Here is a 15,605-nt window from a genome sequence, read left to right on the forward strand (position 1 = left end):
ATTCGCCGCTCATCCTGAGTAGAGACCGAGCGAAGCCGAGGGCTCGTATCGAAGGACGCACCGTGCCAGTCCTTCGATACGCGACTTCGCCAGGCTCAGCCGCTACTCAGGACGAGCGGATTTGCTTGGGGAGTTGAGCATGCCAGGAAGGCTCGAAGGAAAAAGCGCGATCGTCACGGGCGCGGGCTCGGGGATTGGGCGTGCCACGGCACTGCTGTTCGCGCGCAACGGCGCGCGGCTCGTGCTTGGAGACAAGGCCGAAGGCGTTCACGAAACCGCGAAGATGATCCGCGACGAGGGCGGCGAAGCGAACGCGATGCAGATGAACGCGGGCAAGGAAGAGGATGTCCAGAAGCTCGTCGAGACCGCGCGGCTCTCTTATGGCGGGCTCGACATCGCCTATGCCAATGCAGGCATCTCGGGCGGCCTCCCTGGCATTTTCGAGCAGAGCGTCGATGACTGGCAGCAGATCCTCCAGGTCAACCTTGTCGGTCCGTTCATCCTCATCAAGCACGCTGCGCCGGTGATCATGAAAAAGGGCTCGGGCTCGATCATCTGCACCGCGAGCGTCGCAGGCCTGCGTTCGGGCGCGGGCGGGCCTGCCTATTCGGCGTCCAAGGCGGGCGTCATCAATCTCGTCCAGACCTCGGCGCAACAGCTTTCAGGGACGGGCGTGCGCGTCAACGCGATCTGCCCCGGGCTGATCGAGACGGGGATGACCGAACGCGCCTTCGAATATGCGCGCGAAAAGGGCGTCGAGGAAAAGATCGGGCGCCTCAATCCGCTGCGCCGCGCGGGCCAGCCCGAGGAGATCGCGTTCGCGGCGCTATTCCTCGCCTCCGATGAATCGAGCTACGTCAACGGGCAGGCGATCGTCGTCGATGGCGGACTTTCGAGCTCGCATCCGGTGACGCGTCAGGAGACCGGGAAGACCGCCGCATGAACGAAATGACCGAAAACAACCCCTCCCTTCCACGGGAGGGGCAAGGGGTGGGTGAGCAGCATGGCCGGCTCGATGCCGGCTGGGCTGCTTCGGATGCCAAAGGGCTCGCTCCGCTCGCCACCCACCCCAACCCCTCCCTTGGAAGGGAGGGGCTTACCGTGTCCGATCCGGCGGAACTCGGCTTCATTCCCGAACGGCTCCAGCGCATCGATGCGCACCTGAAGGCCAAATATCTCGACACGGGCCGCCTGCCCCATACAGCGCTGCTCATCGGCCGCGGCGACGAGATCGCGCATCTGTCGCTCCAGGGTGAGGCGCGCGCCGGGCAGCCGCTCAAGGACGACGCGATCTTCCGCATCGCCTCGATGTCCAAGCCGATCACCTCGGTCGCGTTCATGCAGCTCGTCGAGGAGGGCAAGCTCGCGCTCGCCGATCCGGTGACGAAGGTGATCCCCGAATGGAAGAACCTCGGCGTATTCGTTGCGGGGGGCGGCAACATGCCCTTTGTCAGCCGGCCTGCGGCGACGCAGATGCGGATGATCGACCTGCTGCGCCATACCGCTGGCTTCACTTACAGCTTTCAGGAGCGCACGCCGATCGACGCTGCCTACCGCAAGGCAAAGCTCGAAGCGTTCAGTGGCCCCGATCTGGAAGAACTCATCAAGATCCTCGCCGACATCCCGCTCCAGTTCGATCCCGGCACGTCGTGGAACTATTCGATCGCAACCGACATATTGGGCGCGATCATCCAGCGCGTCGACGGCAAGCCGCTCGACGAGGCGATCGCCGCGCGGATCACGCGGCCGCTGGGCATGGACGACACGCATTTTCAGGTGCCCACGGACAAGCTCGACCGGATGCCCGATTGCTACGCGTTCGATCCAAAGGAAACGAAGAAGCTATACGATCCCGGCGAGAAATCGGCTTGGGGTCGCAAGCCCAACCAGCTTTCGGGCGGTGGCGGACTGGCCTCGACGCTGGCCGACTATCACCGCTTCTGCCGGATGCTGCTCAACGAGGGCGAACTCGACGGCGAGCGCATCATCAGCCGCAAGACGCTTGAACTGATGACCGCCAACCACCTGCCGGGCGGCGGCGACCTCACCCAGCATTCAACCGCGCTGTTCAGCGAGGCGGAGAATGCGGGCGTCGGCTTCGGGCTCGGCTTCGCCACGACGATGGATCCCGCGGCCACGATGGTCCCCGGGTCACGCGGTGATTTCTACTGGGGTGGGATGTTCTCGACCGCCTTCTTCGTCGATCCGGTCGAGGCGATCATCATGATCTTCATGACCCAGTTGATGCCGTCGAACACTTACCCCGTGCGACGCGAAATCAAGACCATGCTTTATTCGGCGCTTGCGGAATGAGACGCCCCTTCCTGTCATCCCCGCGAAAGCGGGGATCCAGACGATGCCGGTACCTCGCTCATGCACCGCATGGATTCCCGCTTTCGCGGGAATGACACAGAGTTTTTTGAGACCAGAGAATAAATGGAGAAACCAATGTCCGTCATCACCACCGAACGCCACGGCGACATTCTCGTCATCATCTCCAACAATCCGCCGGTAAACGCGCTCGGCGCCGAAGTTCGCATCGGAATCGACAAGGGGATCAAGGAAGCCGCCGCCGATGACTCGATCAAGGCGGTCGTGATCCGCTGCGACGGCCGCACCTTCTTCGCGGGTGCCGATATCACCGAATTCGGCAAGCCGCCGGTGGAGCCATGGCTGCCCGCACTCGTCGAATCCATCGAACTGTCCGAAAAGCCCGTGATCGCGGCGGTGCACGGCACCGCGCTCGGCGGCGGCTGCGAGGTCGCGCTCGGCTGTCATTACCGCATCGCGGTCCCCTCGGCGCAGTTCGGAACGCCCGAGGTCAAGCTCGGCCTGCTCCCCGGCGCGGGCGGCACGCAGCGCCTGCCGCGCGTCGCAGGCGTCGAACTCGCGCTGGAATTGACGGGCAAGGGCGATCCCATTCCTGCGACCAAGGCCAAGGAGGCCGGGCTGGTCGACCGGCTGGCGGGCGAGGACAGTCTGGTCGCAGACGCGATCGCCTTTGCGGGTGAGGTGAAGGACGTGCGCCCGATTCCGCGGATCCGCGACAAGACAGCGACGGCATCACCCGAGCTGTTCGAGACTTTCCGCAAGGCCAATGCCAAGCGCTTCCGTGGCTTCGATGCGCCCGAAGCCAATATCAAGTGCGTCGAGGCGGCAACGAAACTGCCCTTCGCCGAAGGCCTCGATTTCGAACGTCAGGAATTCACCAAGCTGATGTTCGGCACGCAGTCCGCCGCGATGCGCCATATCTTCTTCGCCGAACGCAAGGCCGCCAAGATCGACGGTATCGCGCCCGATATCGCGCTGCGTCCGATCAGGAAGGTCGGCATGATCGGCGCGGGCACGATGGGCGGCGGCATCTCGATGAACTTCCTGAGCGCCGGAATCCCCGTGACGATCGTCGAGATGAAGCAGGACGCGCTCGATCGCGGCACGGGCATCATTCGCAAGAATTACGAGGCGACCGCCGCCAAGGGCCGGATGAAGCCCGAACAGGTCGAAAAGGCGATGGGCCTGCTCACCCCCACGCTCAACCTCGAAGACCTCGCGGACTGCGACCTCATCATCGAGGCGGTGTTCGAGAATATGGACGTGAAGAAGGAGGTCTTTGGCAAGCTCGACAAGATCGCCAAGCCCGGCGCGATCCTCGCGTCCAACACCAGCTATCTCAACATCGACGAGATCGCCGCGTCGACCAGCCGTCCGCAGGACGTGCTCGGCCTCCACTTCTTCTCGCCCGCCAACGTCATGAAGCTGCTCGAGGTCGTGCGCGGCGCGAAGACCGCCGACGACGTGCTCGCGACCGCGATGGACGTGGCCAAGAAGATCAGGAAGGTCGCGGTCGTGGCCGGCGTATGCGATGGCTTCATCGGCAACCGTATGCTCAAGCCCCGTCAGTTCGAGGCGATGAAGCTGCTGATGGAAGGCGCGACGCCCAGCCAAATCGACAAGGTTCATGTCGATTTCGGCATGCCGATGGGCCCCTTCCAGATGAGCGACCTCGCGGGCGTCGATATCGGCTGGCACCGCGATCCAACCCGGATCGAAAATATCCGTGACGCGCTCGCCGCAATCGGACGCTGGGGGCAGAAGACCGGCAAGGGCTTCTATGACTATGACGAGAAACGCAATCCTTCGCCATCGGCCGAGGTGCAGAAGATCATCGACGATTTCGCCGCCAAGTCGGGCGCTACCAAGCGCGAGATTTCGGACGAGGAGATCATCGAGCGCACGCTCTACACGATGGTCAACGAAGGCGCGCTGATCCTTGAGGAAGAGATGGCGCAACGCGCGTCGGACATCGATGTCGTCTGGATCTACGGCTATGGCTGGCCGATATACCGCGGCGGCCCGATGTTCTGGGCCGATCTCGAAGGCGCGGACAAGATCGTGAAGGGACTGGAAAAACACGGCTTTGAGGTCGCACCGCTGCTCAAGGAAAAGGCCGCAGCGAAGGGGCGATTCAACTAAGCAGCTTCTCCGCACGAGCACGCCAGCTCGTCGCAAGCTGATCCATCAGGGCGAGTTCGCGCAAGGCCGCGGGCTCGCCCTTGCCTTTTCCGGCAACGAGCAGCCCGAACACACGTTCGACGCTCCATTGCGGAAACCGGCGCTCGACCAGCGCCAGCATGTCGCCCGCAGCAACCTCGCCTTCCTCGATCACGCGATAATACCAGCCGCTGCGCCGCGTCTTGACGACGGTGGCGGGTACGGTCGCGATGCCGAAGCGGTGGCCGAGCTTCCAGCACGGCTGGCGGCCCTGGCTGATTTCGACGAGCGCGGTGCCGAGCCGGTAGCGGTCGCCGATGCAGGCTTCGCCTTCAATGAGCCCTTCGGTCGAAATATTCTCGCCAAATGCCCCCGCACCATCGAGCAGCGCGTGCCCGTCGAGCGTTTCACGCCAGAAGCCGTAATGGTCGCGCGGATAATGATGGATCGCCTTGTCGGGGCCGCCGTGAACCGAAAGATCGGCCTGCTCGTCGCCCTCTATGCCGAGGAAACCGACGCGGCGGACGCCATCGACGCGCGCCTTGGCGATTGCGCTCGGCTCGCCCTTGTCGCCAAAGACGCGCGCCTTGCCGGTCAGCACTGCGTCAATCGCGAAGCTCATCGCTCCAGCCTTTCGCGCAGCTCGCGCTTCAGGATCTTGCCGATCTCGCTGCGCGGCATCGCGTCGATGACATGGACGGCGGAGAGCCGCTGCGTCTTGCCCAGTTGCGCATTGGCGAACTGTCGCAGCGCATCGGGATCGGGCGAGCGCCCCCGCTCCGCGACGACGAAGCCCACCGGCGTCTCGCCCCAGTCCTCCGACGGCGCACCGACCACCGCGGCCTCGGCGACATCGTCATGCGCCATCAGCGCCTCCTCCAGATCCCCCGGATAGACGTTGAAGCCACCCGAGATGATCATGTCTTTGGCGCGGCCGAGGAGTGTCAGAAAGCCGTCCTCGTCGAACGCCCGATGTCGCCCGTGCGGATGAAGCGATTGCCTTGGTCATCGAACCATTCGGCCTCGCGCGTCTGGTCGGGCTTGTTGTGATAGCCCGTCATCATCGCTTCGGAGCGACCGACGACCTCGCCCTTCTCGCCCGGCGGGAGCTCATTTCCGGCAGCGTCGATCACGCGGATATCGTGCCCCGGCGCGGGCCGGCCGACGGTGTCGAGCTTGTCGGGGTGTTCGTGCGCAAGCAGGATGCAGGTCCCGCCGCCCTCGGTCATGCCATAATATTCGACGAGCCCGCCGGGCCAGCGCGCAAGAATATCTGCCTTGAGCGCCGCAGAGAAGGGCGCGCTGGTGCATAATTTCACGCGATAGGACGAGAGATCGAAATCGCCGAAATCCGCGCGCTCCATCAGCCGCTTGTACTGGACGGGGACGAGCATCGCGTGCGTCACGCGCTCGGCGTGCGACAGTTCGAGAAAGCGGCGCGCATCAAACTTGCCCATGATCACAGCGGTGCCGCCGTGCGCGAGCGTGGGCACGAACGCGACGAGCGTGGTGTTGGAATAGAGCGGCGTCGAGATCAGCGTCACCGCGTCACGGCCATAGCCCGACGCGCCCGCGCGGCGGATGTGTCCCCAGCGCATGCGGTGCGACTGGACGATGCCCTTGGGGCTGCCCGTGGTGCCGCTCGAATAGATGATATTGAAGGGATCATCGGGCCCCACGGCTACGGGCGCTGGTTCGACGCCCTCGTCCTCCACCCACCCTTCAAGCGGCGTCCCCGCGCTGCTGAGGTCGAGCGGGATCAGGTCGATTTCCTTCGGCAATTCGATGCCAGCAAGCGTCCCGGCCATGCCCGCATCGAGGAACAGATGCCGGCTCCCGCAATCCGCGATCATGCCGCCGAGCGCGGCAGGCGCGGCGGAGGCGGTCAGCGGCGTTGCCGCCCCGCCCGCGCGCAGCGCACCCAGAAAGACGAGCGCATAGTGGACCGAGGGCGTCGCGCCGATCGCGACTGCCTGTCCCGGTTTCAGGCCATCGCGCTGTAGCGAGGCAGCGATCCGGTCGACCCATTGATCGGCCTCGGCATAGCTCAACCGCCGGTCATCATCGACCAGCGCGATCGCGTCGGGGCGTTCGGCCGCCTGCGCCGCAAAGAGGTCCGAAAGGAGCGCGAAGTCGCTGTCGAGCATGGCCTGTGCGGTCGTCATGGATCAGGGCTTATCGCAATGCGCCGTACGATCAACCCATGTGGGGGACTAGCGGCGGTACTGGGCCTTCCTATATCCTCAGCCGGGTGTGGAGCGTAACCCCGGTACGGGAGAACAACATGGCAATCGACCTTTATTACTGGCCGACCCCCAATGGCTGGAAGATCACCATCGCGCTCGAGGAGATGGGCCTTCCCTACAAGATCCACACCGTCAACATCGGCACAGGCGAGCAGTTCGAGCCCGATTTCCTGAAGATCAGCCCCAATAACCGCATGCCCGCGATCGTCGATCCGCACGGTCCCGACGAGCACCCGATCTCGGTCTTCGAGAGCGGCGCGATCCTGCTTTATCTCTCGCGCAAGACCGGGCTGTTCGGCGGCGCCAACCTGCGTGAGCGCGCCGAGATCGAGAGCTGGCTGATGTGGCAGATGGGCGGGCTCGGCCCCATGTCGGGCCAGGCGCACCATTTCCGCAACTATGCGCCGAAGATCGAGCCTGATCCCGCCAAGCTGGAATATGGTGCTCAACGCTACACCAACGAGGTCAACCGGCTCTATGGCGTGCTCGACAGCCGCCTCGCCGACCGCGAGTTCGTCGCCGGCGATCTCTCCATAGCCGACTTCGCGATCTGGCCGTGGATCCTCCCCGAGGGTCAGGGTCAGGATCTCGACGATTTCCCTGATCTGAAACGCTGGCACGCGCTGTGTGGCGCGCGCGAGAGCTTCATCAAGGGCAAGGCCGTCGGCGAAGAACTGCGCAAGCCTCTCGACGCCGACAGCGAAGAGGCTGAGAAGGCGCGGCAGGTGCTCTTTGGCCAGACGGCGCGCGCCTGATCGGCGGACGCGGCGCACAAGGGGTTTCCAGCAGGCGGCAACCCCCCTACAGCCTCGCCCCATGAGCGCCGCGTCCTCCACCCCCACCATCCCCCTCTCCTCCTTCTCGGCCGCTGCGATCGCCGCGCTCGTCGGTTTTGGCGGCACCGTCGTGCTCGTCGTCCAGGCGGGACAGTCGATCGGCGGGTCGGCGGCGCAGATCGGGTCGATGGTCACAGCGCTCTGCCTCGGCATCGCCATCGCTGGCGCGGGGCTGAGCTATCGGTTGCGCATGCCCGTGGTGCTCGCCTGGTCGACACCGGGCGCGGCGCTGATCGCGGCAAGCAGCACGGGTGCGAGCTGGCCCGTCGCGATCGGAGCCTTTGTCGCAGCGGCGGCGATGATGACGCTGCTCGGCCTCATCCCCGCGCTCGGCCGGCTCGCCGCGCGGATCCCCGCCCCGGTCGCATCGGCGATGCTCGCGGGAATCCTGCTCCCCTTCTGCCTTGCGCTGTTCCAAACCTTTCAGTCGGACGCAGTGCTTGCGGGGCTGCTGCTCGTCATCTTCGTCGTCGCGCGCCAGAAATTTCCGGCCTATGCGCTGCTGATCGTGCTCGTCGCCGCGATCGCGCTGGTGATCGGGCGCGGCGACATCGCGCCCCATGACGGCGGCACGCTGTTCGGCGGGATGAGCGCGACGCTGCCGCAATTCGACTGGCGCGCGATCGTCAGTCTCGGCGTGCCGCTGTTCCTCGTCACGCTCGTCTCGCAGAACCTGCCGGGCTTCGTCGTGCTGCGCTCGGCGGGCTACGAACCGCCCTCACAACCGATCCTGTTCGTCACCGGCCTCGCCTCGCTGCTGCTCGCGCCCTTCGGCGCGCACAGCGTCAACCTCGCCGCGATTACCGCCGCGATCTGCACCGATGCCGATGCGCACCCCGATCCCGCGCGCCGCTGGGTCGTCGGGATGATCTATGCGGGCTTCTATGTGCTGCTGGCGGCGTTCGCGGTGCCGCTGGTCGGACTGTTCATGGCGATGCCGCGCGAGACGGTGGCGGCGATCACGGGGATTGCGCTGATCGGCCCGCTGGTCAACGCGCTGGGCGGAATGCTCGCCGAGCCCGCCGATCGCGAGCCCGCAGTGCTGACCTTCGCGGCCACCGCATCGGGCATGACGCTGCTCGGTGTCGGTTCGGCCTTTTGGGGGCTTGTCGCGGGGTTCCTCGCGCTGGGCGTTCGCCGGCTGTTTCAGCCGATGCCTTCGATCCAGTCCGCAAGCTCGCCCAGCGCCGACAGCTCCGCAAAACGCGGGTGATCCGCGGGGGCGTCCGCCGCCTCATGCGCCCAGACCAGCGGATAGGGGATGAGCGCTGCCCAGCTTCCTGCCTCCAATGCAGGCAGCACGTCCGAACGCACGGAATTGCCCGCCATCACCGCGTTCTCCGCCGCATCATGCCGCGCGAAGATGCGCGCATAGACATCGGCGGTCTTCTCGCTGACGATCTCGACGCCCGAGAAGAACGAACCCAGTCCCGAGGCTGCGAGCTTCTGTTCCTGATGGAAAAGGTCACCCTTGGTGATGAGCACCAGCTTCGCGCGGCCGGCAAGCGTCTCGAGCGCATCCTCGACGCCCGGCAACGGCTCGATCGGATGCCGCATCATCTCGCGCCCCGCCGACAGGATTTCGGCGAGTACTTCGGCAGGCACCCGCCGGTCGCTGACCTCGAGCGCGGTTTCGAGCATCGAAAGCGTGAAGCCCTTGGCGCCATAGCCATAGATCGTAAGATTGCGCCGCTCGACCGCGGCCTGATGCGCCTCGATCGCCTCGGGTTCCGCGAAATCGCCGAGCAGTTCGTTGAACCGCGCATGCGTCATGCGGAAGATGGTTTCGTTGTGCCAAAGCGTGTCGTCGGCATCGAGACCGATGATCGAGATGGGCATGACGCGACTCCAATACGGCGGGAGCGCCGCGATACTCCCTCGATCCGGGGTGGGGCAAGGCACAGTTCGATGCCTTGCTCAAGTCCGGTCGGAATATGTTGTCGCCGTTCGGTCAGCGGCGGCGTTGATTTACGCTATCCGGAACAGACGAAGCGGCTTGCTGTGCGGTTGGCGCCCGATCAGTCCCTTTGCCTCGAGATCGAGCTGAACCCCTTTCAGCCACCAGCCCGCCTTGGCGCCGCCGGGAAATAAGGCATCGGGCAGCAGTGGCAGCACGCCGACTTTCAGTTCTGCAACAGACATTCCCGGCGTAGCAGCGGGCAAAACGGCGAGGATCGCCGAACGCATCGCCGCATATTTGTCGCCATCCACGCGAACGGAGCGGCCCGGCGTATTGACGTTTTCCATCGCAACCCTGGCAGCATTGTCGGCCATTACGCCGCCTCGATCGGCTGGAGCCTGGGTGCCCGAAACCCCATCGCCGCCCAGGCCACGAACAGCCGCCACATGAACTTGACCGAATGGGTCTTGTAAGTCGGCAGCGCGTCTTCGAAAACAGCGCTGGCGCGTCGATCGCCGGCCATCACCCTCATCTCGACCGGTGGTGCATCGGGCCCTAGCCGCTCGCGATAGAGTGAAAGCCAGTGGCCGCCGGCGAACTCAAGGAACATGGGCGTATCGCAGCAGCGCGCCAGCACGCGTCGCGTGGAGGCCTCAGGCGTCAGTCGATGTTCACGCAGCAGCGCATCGCCCTCGGCAAACGCGACGCGGTCCTTGCGGTGCAGGACGAACGCCGTGCCGCCATCGGCATCGAGGACGTCGGACATGCCGGACAGTCTCTGGAATCCGGCCCCCGCCTCCTGACAGCTCTTGCAATAGCAGATCGCTGTTATGATCGGCGCGCCCAGTATTCTGAGCTTCACTTCGCCGCAACGGCAGGACGCCGTGGGTGTCACTTGATCAGAAGCCATGCGACCCTCCATTCACCCTTGAAATAGACTGTACCGTCTAGTACCAGAAAGTCAAATGGACATGCGATGACCAAATCCAAAACCGTTGGCACCACCCGCACCGGGCGCAAGCGTCAGGCAATTCTGGAGGCCGCCGCCGAGCTGTTCCTGCGGCAAGGCTATCCCGGCACGAGCATGGACGAGATTGCCGCACGGGCGGCGGTTTCGAAGCAAACGGTCTACGCCCAGTTTTCGAGCAAGGAAGCGCTGTTCGTTGCGATGGTCCTTGGCATGACCCACGCGGCCGGAGACCAGGTTCAGCACGGCCTGGCCGAGCTGCCGGCCGGTACGTCTCTCGCCGATCACCTCGTTGCCTATGCCGCGCGGCAGGTCGAGGTCGCACGCACGCCGCAATTGATGCAACTTCGTCGGCTGGTTATCGCCGAAACCGATCGTTTCCCTGAGCTTGGCAAGGCTGTTTATGAGGGCGGCCCCGCCCGTGCGATCGCGGGGCTTGCCGCGGCCTTCGCGCGGTGGAACGAGCAGGGCCTGATTCGCGCACCCGAGCCCGAAGTGGCAGCTTCGAACTTCAACTGGCTGATCATGGGCGATCCGGTCAATCGCGCGATGCTACTCGGTGACGCCGCCGTTCCCGCCTCTCCGGCGCTTCGCCGTCATGCGCGCGAGGCAGTACGCGTCTTCATGGCCGCCTACGGCCCCGAGTGAATGCTATCTGCGCCTGCAAGTCTGGCACAGCCTGCCCTTCCATCCCCCGCCATCCTGTTCTAGCTTCCCGCCATTCCGAGGCGCCCGGTGCGGGCGCGCAGCACAGAGCCGATCTCTTCATGACCTTGCGTAAATTCGTGTCCACCGCACTGCTCGCCGCGCTGGTCGCCTGCAGCGGCGCCAAGAATGAGAACACCGCGGCGCCCCAGAGCTCGCCCGTGCTCTTCACCGAAGAGGCCAAAGACATGCACAGCTTCGCCCGGCCGGAAGAGGCGCGCGTCAAGCATGTCTCGCTCGAACTCACCGCCGACTTCGACGCCAAGGTGATGAAGGGCGCTGCGACGCTCGATCTCGAGACCGCGCCCGGCGCAAAGGAGGTCGTGCTCGACAGCAAGAACCTCGTCGTCAGCCGCATCACCGACGCCGAAGGGCGCGCGCTTCCCTTCGCGCTCGGCAAGGGCGACGCGATTCGCGGCCAGCCGCTGACCGTCCAGCTCGGCGGTGCGAAAAAGATCGTCGTGAACTACGCCTCGGCACCCGGCGCGGCGGCGCTGCAATGGCTTTCGCCCGCGCAGACCGCGGGCAAGCAGCATCCCTATCTGTTCAGCCAGGGTCAGGCGATCCTCAACCGGACCTGGATTCCGACGCAGGACAGTCCGGGCATCCGCCAGACCTGGGACGCCACCATTACCGTGCCCGAGGAACTGACCGCGGTGATGAGCGCCGAGATGCTGACGCCCGAGGGCGAGGAAACCGATGGCGGTCGCGTCTTCCGCTTCAGGATGGACAAGCCCGTCGCGCCCTATCTGATCGCGATCGCGGTTGGCGACCTCGAGTTCAAGGAACTGGGCCCACGCACGGGCGTGTGGACCGAACCTGCGATGCTCGAGAAAAGCGCCTGGGAGTTTGCCGATCTCGAAAAGATGGTCTCGGCGGCGGAGGGCCTGTACGGCCCCTATCGCTGGGGACGCTACGATCTGCTCGTCCTTCCGCCGAGCTTTCCCTTTGGCGGCATGGAGAATCCGCGCCTGACCTTCCTCACCCCCACCGTCATCGCAGGCGATCGCTCGCTCGTCAGCCTGATCGCGCACGAACTCGCGCATAGCTGGTCGGGCAATCTCGTCACCAACGCCACCTGGGACGATTTCTGGCTCAACGAGGGCTTCACCACCTATTTCGAGAACCGGATCATGGAGGCGATGGAGGGCAAGGAGCGCGCCGCGATGCTCGCCGACCTTGGCTGGTCCGACATGGAACAGGCATTCGCCGACGTCGGAGGCCCGCAGTCGAAGGACGCGCAGCTTCATCTCGACCTCGACGGCCGCGATCCCGACGACGGCATGACCAATGTCGCCTATGAAAAGGGAGCGGTGTTCCTGCGCACGATCGAGCAGGCGGTCGGCCGAGAAAAATGGGACGCGTATCTGAAAAGCTATTTCGACCGCTTCGCTTTCCAGCCGCAAACGAGCGCCGGCCTGATCGCCGACATGCGCAAGAACCTGTTCGACGGCGACGAGAGCGTGGAGAAGCAGATCGGCATCGAGCAGTGGATCTATCAGCCCGGCGTACCCAGAAATGCCGTGCATCTGAAGGCGGCGAGCTTTGCCGCGATCGACTCCGCCGCCAGGGCGTTTGCGGGCGGCCAGGCAGCCGCCTCGATCGACGCGTCCAAATGGTCGACGCAGGAACGCGTGCGCTTCCTGAACGCCCTGCCCCGCAAGCTTACGCCCGCGCAGCTTGCCGATCTCGATGCGACCTGGAAGCTCGGCAGCGCCGGCAACAGCGAGATCCGCTTCGCCTGGCTGATGCTCGCCGTCGCCAACCGATACGATCCGGCGACCGCATCTGCCGATCAGTTCCTGACGGGCATGGGCCGCCGCAAGTTCGTGAGCCCGCTGTTCGAGGCGCTCGAAAAGCAGGGAGACTGGGGCAAGCCGATCGCGGCCGGCATCTATGCCAAGGCTCGCCCCGGCTACCATTCGGTGACCATTGCCACGGTCGACAAGGCGCTCGGCTGGAAGGCGTGAAGCCGACGATCCCTGCCCTATTGGGGCGGGGATCACAGTTCGTCGACACCTCATCGCGCGACCGTAACAACTCGCCGCAAAGGTTGCACTGCGTTAACCGGACCCTATTGGGCCTGCCCGAAAACCCCGCCATGAGAAGGCCATAGGGGTCGCACAGGGGGTTTTCATGTTTGCAGGAGCGAAGCGCGCAGCAGCCGGCATTGCCATGCTGATCGGCATGATGATCGCCTCGATCGCGCCCGCCACCGCCCAATACTGGCAGTGCGCACCCTATGCCCGCTCGATTTCGGGCATCGAAATCTACGGCAATGCGCACACCTGGTGGGCGCAGGCCGATGGCAAGTATGAGCGCGGCGAGGCTCCCGAGGTCGGCGCGGTGCTCGCGATGAAGTCGTCGGGCAAAATGCGCCTCGGCCATGTCGCGATGGTGTCGAAGATCGTCTCCGAGCGCGAGGTGCTGCTGACCCACGCCAACTGGTCGCGCGGCGGCCGCGTCGAGCGCGATGTCCGCGCGATCGACGTCTCGGAAGCTGGCGACTGGAGCAAGGTCAAGGTCTGGTACGGCCCGATGGGCGATCTCGGCATGACCGAGTACCCCGCCTATGGCTTCATCTACGCAAAGACGAAAAATGCGCCCGCGATCCAGATGGCCGACAGCCGGCTCGCCCGCATGCCCGTCGTAATGACCGCGTTCCGTGCCGAATCGGGCGACTGATTCACGACAATTACGATGTCATTCCCGCGAAAGCGGGAATCCAGCCGATGCCGATCCCATCCGCACGGGCGGGGATGTTGTATGGATTCCCGCTTTCGCGGGAATGACAATGAAATGATGGGCGGTCTTAGCCCTCTGGGGCCTCGTCCCCGGCCTTGACGTCCTCATACCAGGCCTCGACAGGCCCGTTCAGCTTGAGCGTCAGCGGCTTGCCCTTGCGGTCGAGCGTCTTGCCCGCCTGAACGCGGATCCAGCCTTCGGAGATGCAATATTCCTCGACATTGTGCTTCTCGACGCCCTTGAAGCGGATGCCGATGCCGCGCGCGAGCAGATCGGCATTGTGGAAGGGGCTGTCGGGGTCGATCGCAAGGCGGTCGGGAGGCGTATCGCTCATCACAAAATCTCTCTGCTGGATATGGCCGCGGCCCTAGCGAAGTGGCCCGCCCCCAGTCAATCGGCGATCAGCCCGCGACGTCGCAATAGACGGGCCTGATCGCCCCGACATCATAATATTGCTGGAAACGCGCAAGTGCATCGCGGATCCCTGCGATTGGCGTCACAACCGCGTTGCCCGGTGCGTGGCGCGTGGCGCGCATCAAACTGATCGCGGCCCCGGGCCTTGTGGTCAGCACACGCCCGCGCCGTTCGCTTGCCGCCGAATTGATGCCCACGACCGCACCCGCCGCATCGAGCGTCGGTCCCCCGCTGATCCCGCCGAGTGCATGGTCGAATGCGGGAAAGCGCGCCACTTCAGCCCATGCGAGCACCGGCTCGGTGCGGCCCGGACCGCGCACCGCGCTTCCGGGGCCGATCAACTGGCTGTGCACCACAGCGGGCCGTCCCGAAGGGAAGCCCATATGATAGCCGTCGGCGCCCGCTGCAGGCTCGCGTGCCGCCAGCGGCAGGATCCGCTGGCTGGGCAAGCCGTCCGCGATCAGCGCGGCGTCGCTCACGCGGCTCTGATAGATTTCGCTGACGCGCGCGGCCTGCGCGGGCCCGGTTGACAGACCGACGCGGTCGCAGGCGCGAACGACATGCTCGGCGGTCATCCAAAGCCCATTGTCCGAGATTGCGAAAGCGGTTCCCTGGCTATCCTGCGGCCGTGCACTGTCGTCTATGCCATATTCGGGTACCGGCTGCCCGTCTGGAAGAGGCAGCGGCTCCTCCACAGGTGGTCGCCGCGGATTGATCTCGGGCGCGCGCATCGACCGCTCGTCGCGTCCGAAGAAGAGCGCCGCGAGGACGACCAACAGCATCAGCGGGACGAGCGAGCATCCGCCCTGCCGCGAGGCCATCGCTTAGCCAGAAACCGCGGCTGCGGTGAGCAGCGCGACCGAGATCTTGGTCATGGCGAGGAAGATCGCAGCGGATTTCTCGTCATGCTCGATGCGCTTGGGCAAATGATGGAGGATCAGGTCGACGCCGCGAAACGCGATGATCTGGATGATCAGGATCACCGTGCCCCAGAGCGCCACGTCCCAGACATTGACTGAAGCGCGCAGGCAAAAGGCCATCGGGATGGCGAGTCCTACCGCGGCGCCGCCAAGCGATATGGCTGCCGCCTGGTTGCCCTGTCGGATCAGCGCCATTTCCTTGTGCGGCGTGAGCCAGAGATAGACCGACAATGCGAGCAGGAAGACCGCAAGCGACACGCCCAGATGGAGCAGCAATACGGGCAGCCCCGTAGCCAGGCTTTCAAGGACCGGTTCGATCACATTTTCCCCCCGATTGGCGATCGCCCTGTTTGGCCACCGCCACCCGCCCGGTCAATCCGC

17 protein-coding genes are annotated in these 15,605 nt (G+C 64.9%); 8 read left to right on the top strand and 9 right to left on the bottom strand.

Annotated features, from left to right (window positions below):
- Positions 1-139 precede the first annotated feature (139 nt).
- The 3 genes from D3876_RS18890 to D3876_RS18900 all read left to right on the top strand — a co-directional run bounded on the left by D3876_RS18890 (position 140) and on the right by D3876_RS18900 (position 4,473).
- Positions 140-943, top strand: a complete 804-nt coding sequence (locus D3876_RS18890; RefSeq protein WP_119765140.1) for an SDR family NAD(P)-dependent oxidoreductase — start codon at positions 140-142, stop codon at positions 941-943.
- Between the two features lie 158 nt (positions 944-1,101).
- The gene (locus tag D3876_RS18895) at positions 1,102-2,313 is read left to right on the top strand and encodes a serine hydrolase domain-containing protein (protein ID WP_238475471.1); all 1,212 of its coding nucleotides are present in this window, start codon (positions 1,102-1,104) and stop codon (positions 2,311-2,313) included.
- 135 nt (positions 2,314-2,448) lie between these two features.
- The gene (locus D3876_RS18900) at positions 2,449-4,473 is read left to right on the top strand and encodes a 3-hydroxyacyl-CoA dehydrogenase NAD-binding domain-containing protein (RefSeq protein ID WP_420801981.1); all 2,025 of its coding nucleotides are present in this window, start codon (positions 2,449-2,451) and stop codon (positions 4,471-4,473) included.
- Here D3876_RS18900 and D3876_RS18905 read toward each other — a convergent pair.
- From D3876_RS18905 to D3876_RS18910, 3 genes are read right to left on the bottom strand one after another with little or no spacing between them, the layout of a single operon-like run.
- A complete protein-coding gene (locus tag D3876_RS18905) occupies positions 4,466-5,113 on the bottom strand; it encodes an MOSC domain-containing protein (RefSeq protein ID WP_119765144.1) in 648 nt (215 codons plus the stop codon). The genes D3876_RS18900 and D3876_RS18905 overlap by 8 nt on opposite strands.
- Positions 5,110-5,412 carry an AMP-binding enzyme gene (locus D3876_RS21160; RefSeq protein ID WP_338014349.1) on the bottom strand — a complete coding sequence of 101 codons (303 nt, stop codon included), beginning with the start codon at positions 5,410-5,412 and terminating at the stop codon, positions 5,110-5,112. The genes D3876_RS18905 and D3876_RS21160 overlap by 4 nt, the downstream gene beginning before the upstream one ends.
- Before the next feature lie 23 nt (positions 5,413-5,435).
- Positions 5,436-6,656: a class I adenylate-forming enzyme family protein gene (locus D3876_RS18910; RefSeq protein WP_338014350.1), complete on the bottom strand. Its 1,221-nt coding sequence runs from the start codon at positions 6,654-6,656 to the stop codon at positions 5,436-5,438.
- A gap of 119 nt (positions 6,657-6,775) precedes the next feature.
- On the opposite strand from D3876_RS18910, the gene D3876_RS18915 reads away from it, so the two are divergent.
- The gene (locus D3876_RS18915) at positions 6,776-7,492 is read left to right on the top strand and encodes a glutathione S-transferase N-terminal domain-containing protein (protein ID WP_119765146.1); all 717 of its coding nucleotides are present in this window, start codon (positions 6,776-6,778) and stop codon (positions 7,490-7,492) included.
- Positions 7,493-7,553: 61 nt separating this feature from the next.
- Complete coding sequence (locus tag D3876_RS18920) at positions 7,554-8,786, top strand: benzoate/H(+) symporter BenE family transporter (RefSeq protein ID WP_119765148.1); 1,233 nt, start codon at positions 7,554-7,556, stop codon at positions 8,784-8,786.
- Here the strand turns inward: D3876_RS18920 and D3876_RS18925 are convergent.
- From D3876_RS18925 to D3876_RS18935, 3 genes are all read right to left on the bottom strand, one after another.
- Entirely contained in the window at positions 8,720-9,412 is a 693-nt protein-coding gene (locus D3876_RS18925) for an HAD family hydrolase (protein ID WP_119765150.1), read from the bottom strand. The two genes, D3876_RS18920 and D3876_RS18925, sit on opposite strands and share 67 nt — an antisense overlap.
- 129 nt (positions 9,413-9,541) lie before the next feature.
- Positions 9,542-9,847 carry a DUF6958 family protein gene (locus tag D3876_RS18930; RefSeq protein ID WP_119765152.1) on the bottom strand — a complete coding sequence of 102 codons (306 nt, stop codon included), beginning with the start codon at positions 9,845-9,847 and terminating at the stop codon, positions 9,542-9,544.
- Positions 9,847-10,383, bottom strand: a complete 537-nt coding sequence (locus D3876_RS18935) for a GFA family protein (RefSeq protein ID WP_119765720.1) — start codon at positions 10,381-10,383, stop codon at positions 9,847-9,849. Before D3876_RS18935 ends, D3876_RS18930 begins: the two co-directional genes overlap by 1 nt.
- A gap of 66 nt (positions 10,384-10,449) precedes the next feature.
- On the opposite strand from D3876_RS18935, the gene D3876_RS18940 reads away from it, so the two are divergent.
- The 3 genes from D3876_RS18940 to D3876_RS18950 all read left to right on the top strand — a co-directional run bounded on the left by D3876_RS18940 (position 10,450) and on the right by D3876_RS18950 (position 13,830).
- Complete coding sequence (locus D3876_RS18940; RefSeq protein WP_119765154.1) at positions 10,450-11,088, top strand: TetR/AcrR family transcriptional regulator; 639 nt, start codon at positions 10,450-10,452, stop codon at positions 11,086-11,088.
- Between the two features lie 119 nt (positions 11,089-11,207).
- The gene (locus tag D3876_RS18945; protein WP_119765156.1) at positions 11,208-13,115 is read left to right on the top strand and encodes a M1 family metallopeptidase; all 1,908 of its coding nucleotides are present in this window, start codon (positions 11,208-11,210) and stop codon (positions 13,113-13,115) included.
- 166 nt (positions 13,116-13,281) lie between these two features.
- The gene (locus tag D3876_RS18950; protein WP_119765158.1) at positions 13,282-13,830 is read left to right on the top strand and encodes a CHAP domain-containing protein; all 549 of its coding nucleotides are present in this window, start codon (positions 13,282-13,284) and stop codon (positions 13,828-13,830) included.
- 127 nt (positions 13,831-13,957) lie between these two features.
- On the opposite strand, the gene D3876_RS18955 is transcribed toward D3876_RS18950, so the two are convergent.
- The 3 genes from D3876_RS18955 to D3876_RS18965 all read right to left on the bottom strand — a co-directional run bounded on the left by D3876_RS18955 (position 13,958) and on the right by D3876_RS18965 (position 15,545).
- The gene (locus D3876_RS18955) at positions 13,958-14,224 is read right to left on the bottom strand and encodes a DUF3297 family protein (RefSeq protein ID WP_119765160.1); all 267 of its coding nucleotides are present in this window, start codon (positions 14,222-14,224) and stop codon (positions 13,958-13,960) included.
- A gap of 67 nt (positions 14,225-14,291) precedes the next feature.
- Positions 14,292-15,125 (bottom strand): S1 family peptidase, encoded by an 834-nt coding sequence (locus D3876_RS18960; protein ID WP_119765162.1) that lies wholly within the window; start codon positions 15,123-15,125, stop codon positions 14,292-14,294.
- A 3-nt stretch (positions 15,126-15,128) separates the two neighbouring features.
- Positions 15,129-15,545, bottom strand: coding sequence for a DUF350 domain-containing protein (locus D3876_RS18965; protein WP_220475488.1), 417 nt, complete (start codon positions 15,543-15,545; stop codon positions 15,129-15,131).
- Positions 15,546-15,605: the final 60 nt, after the last annotated feature.

Origin of the sequence: Sphingomonas cavernae, assembly GCF_003590775.1 — a bacterium.
In the GTDB taxonomy this organism is placed as follows: domain Bacteria; phylum Pseudomonadota; class Alphaproteobacteria; order Sphingomonadales; family Sphingomonadaceae; genus Sphingobium_A; species Sphingobium_A cavernae.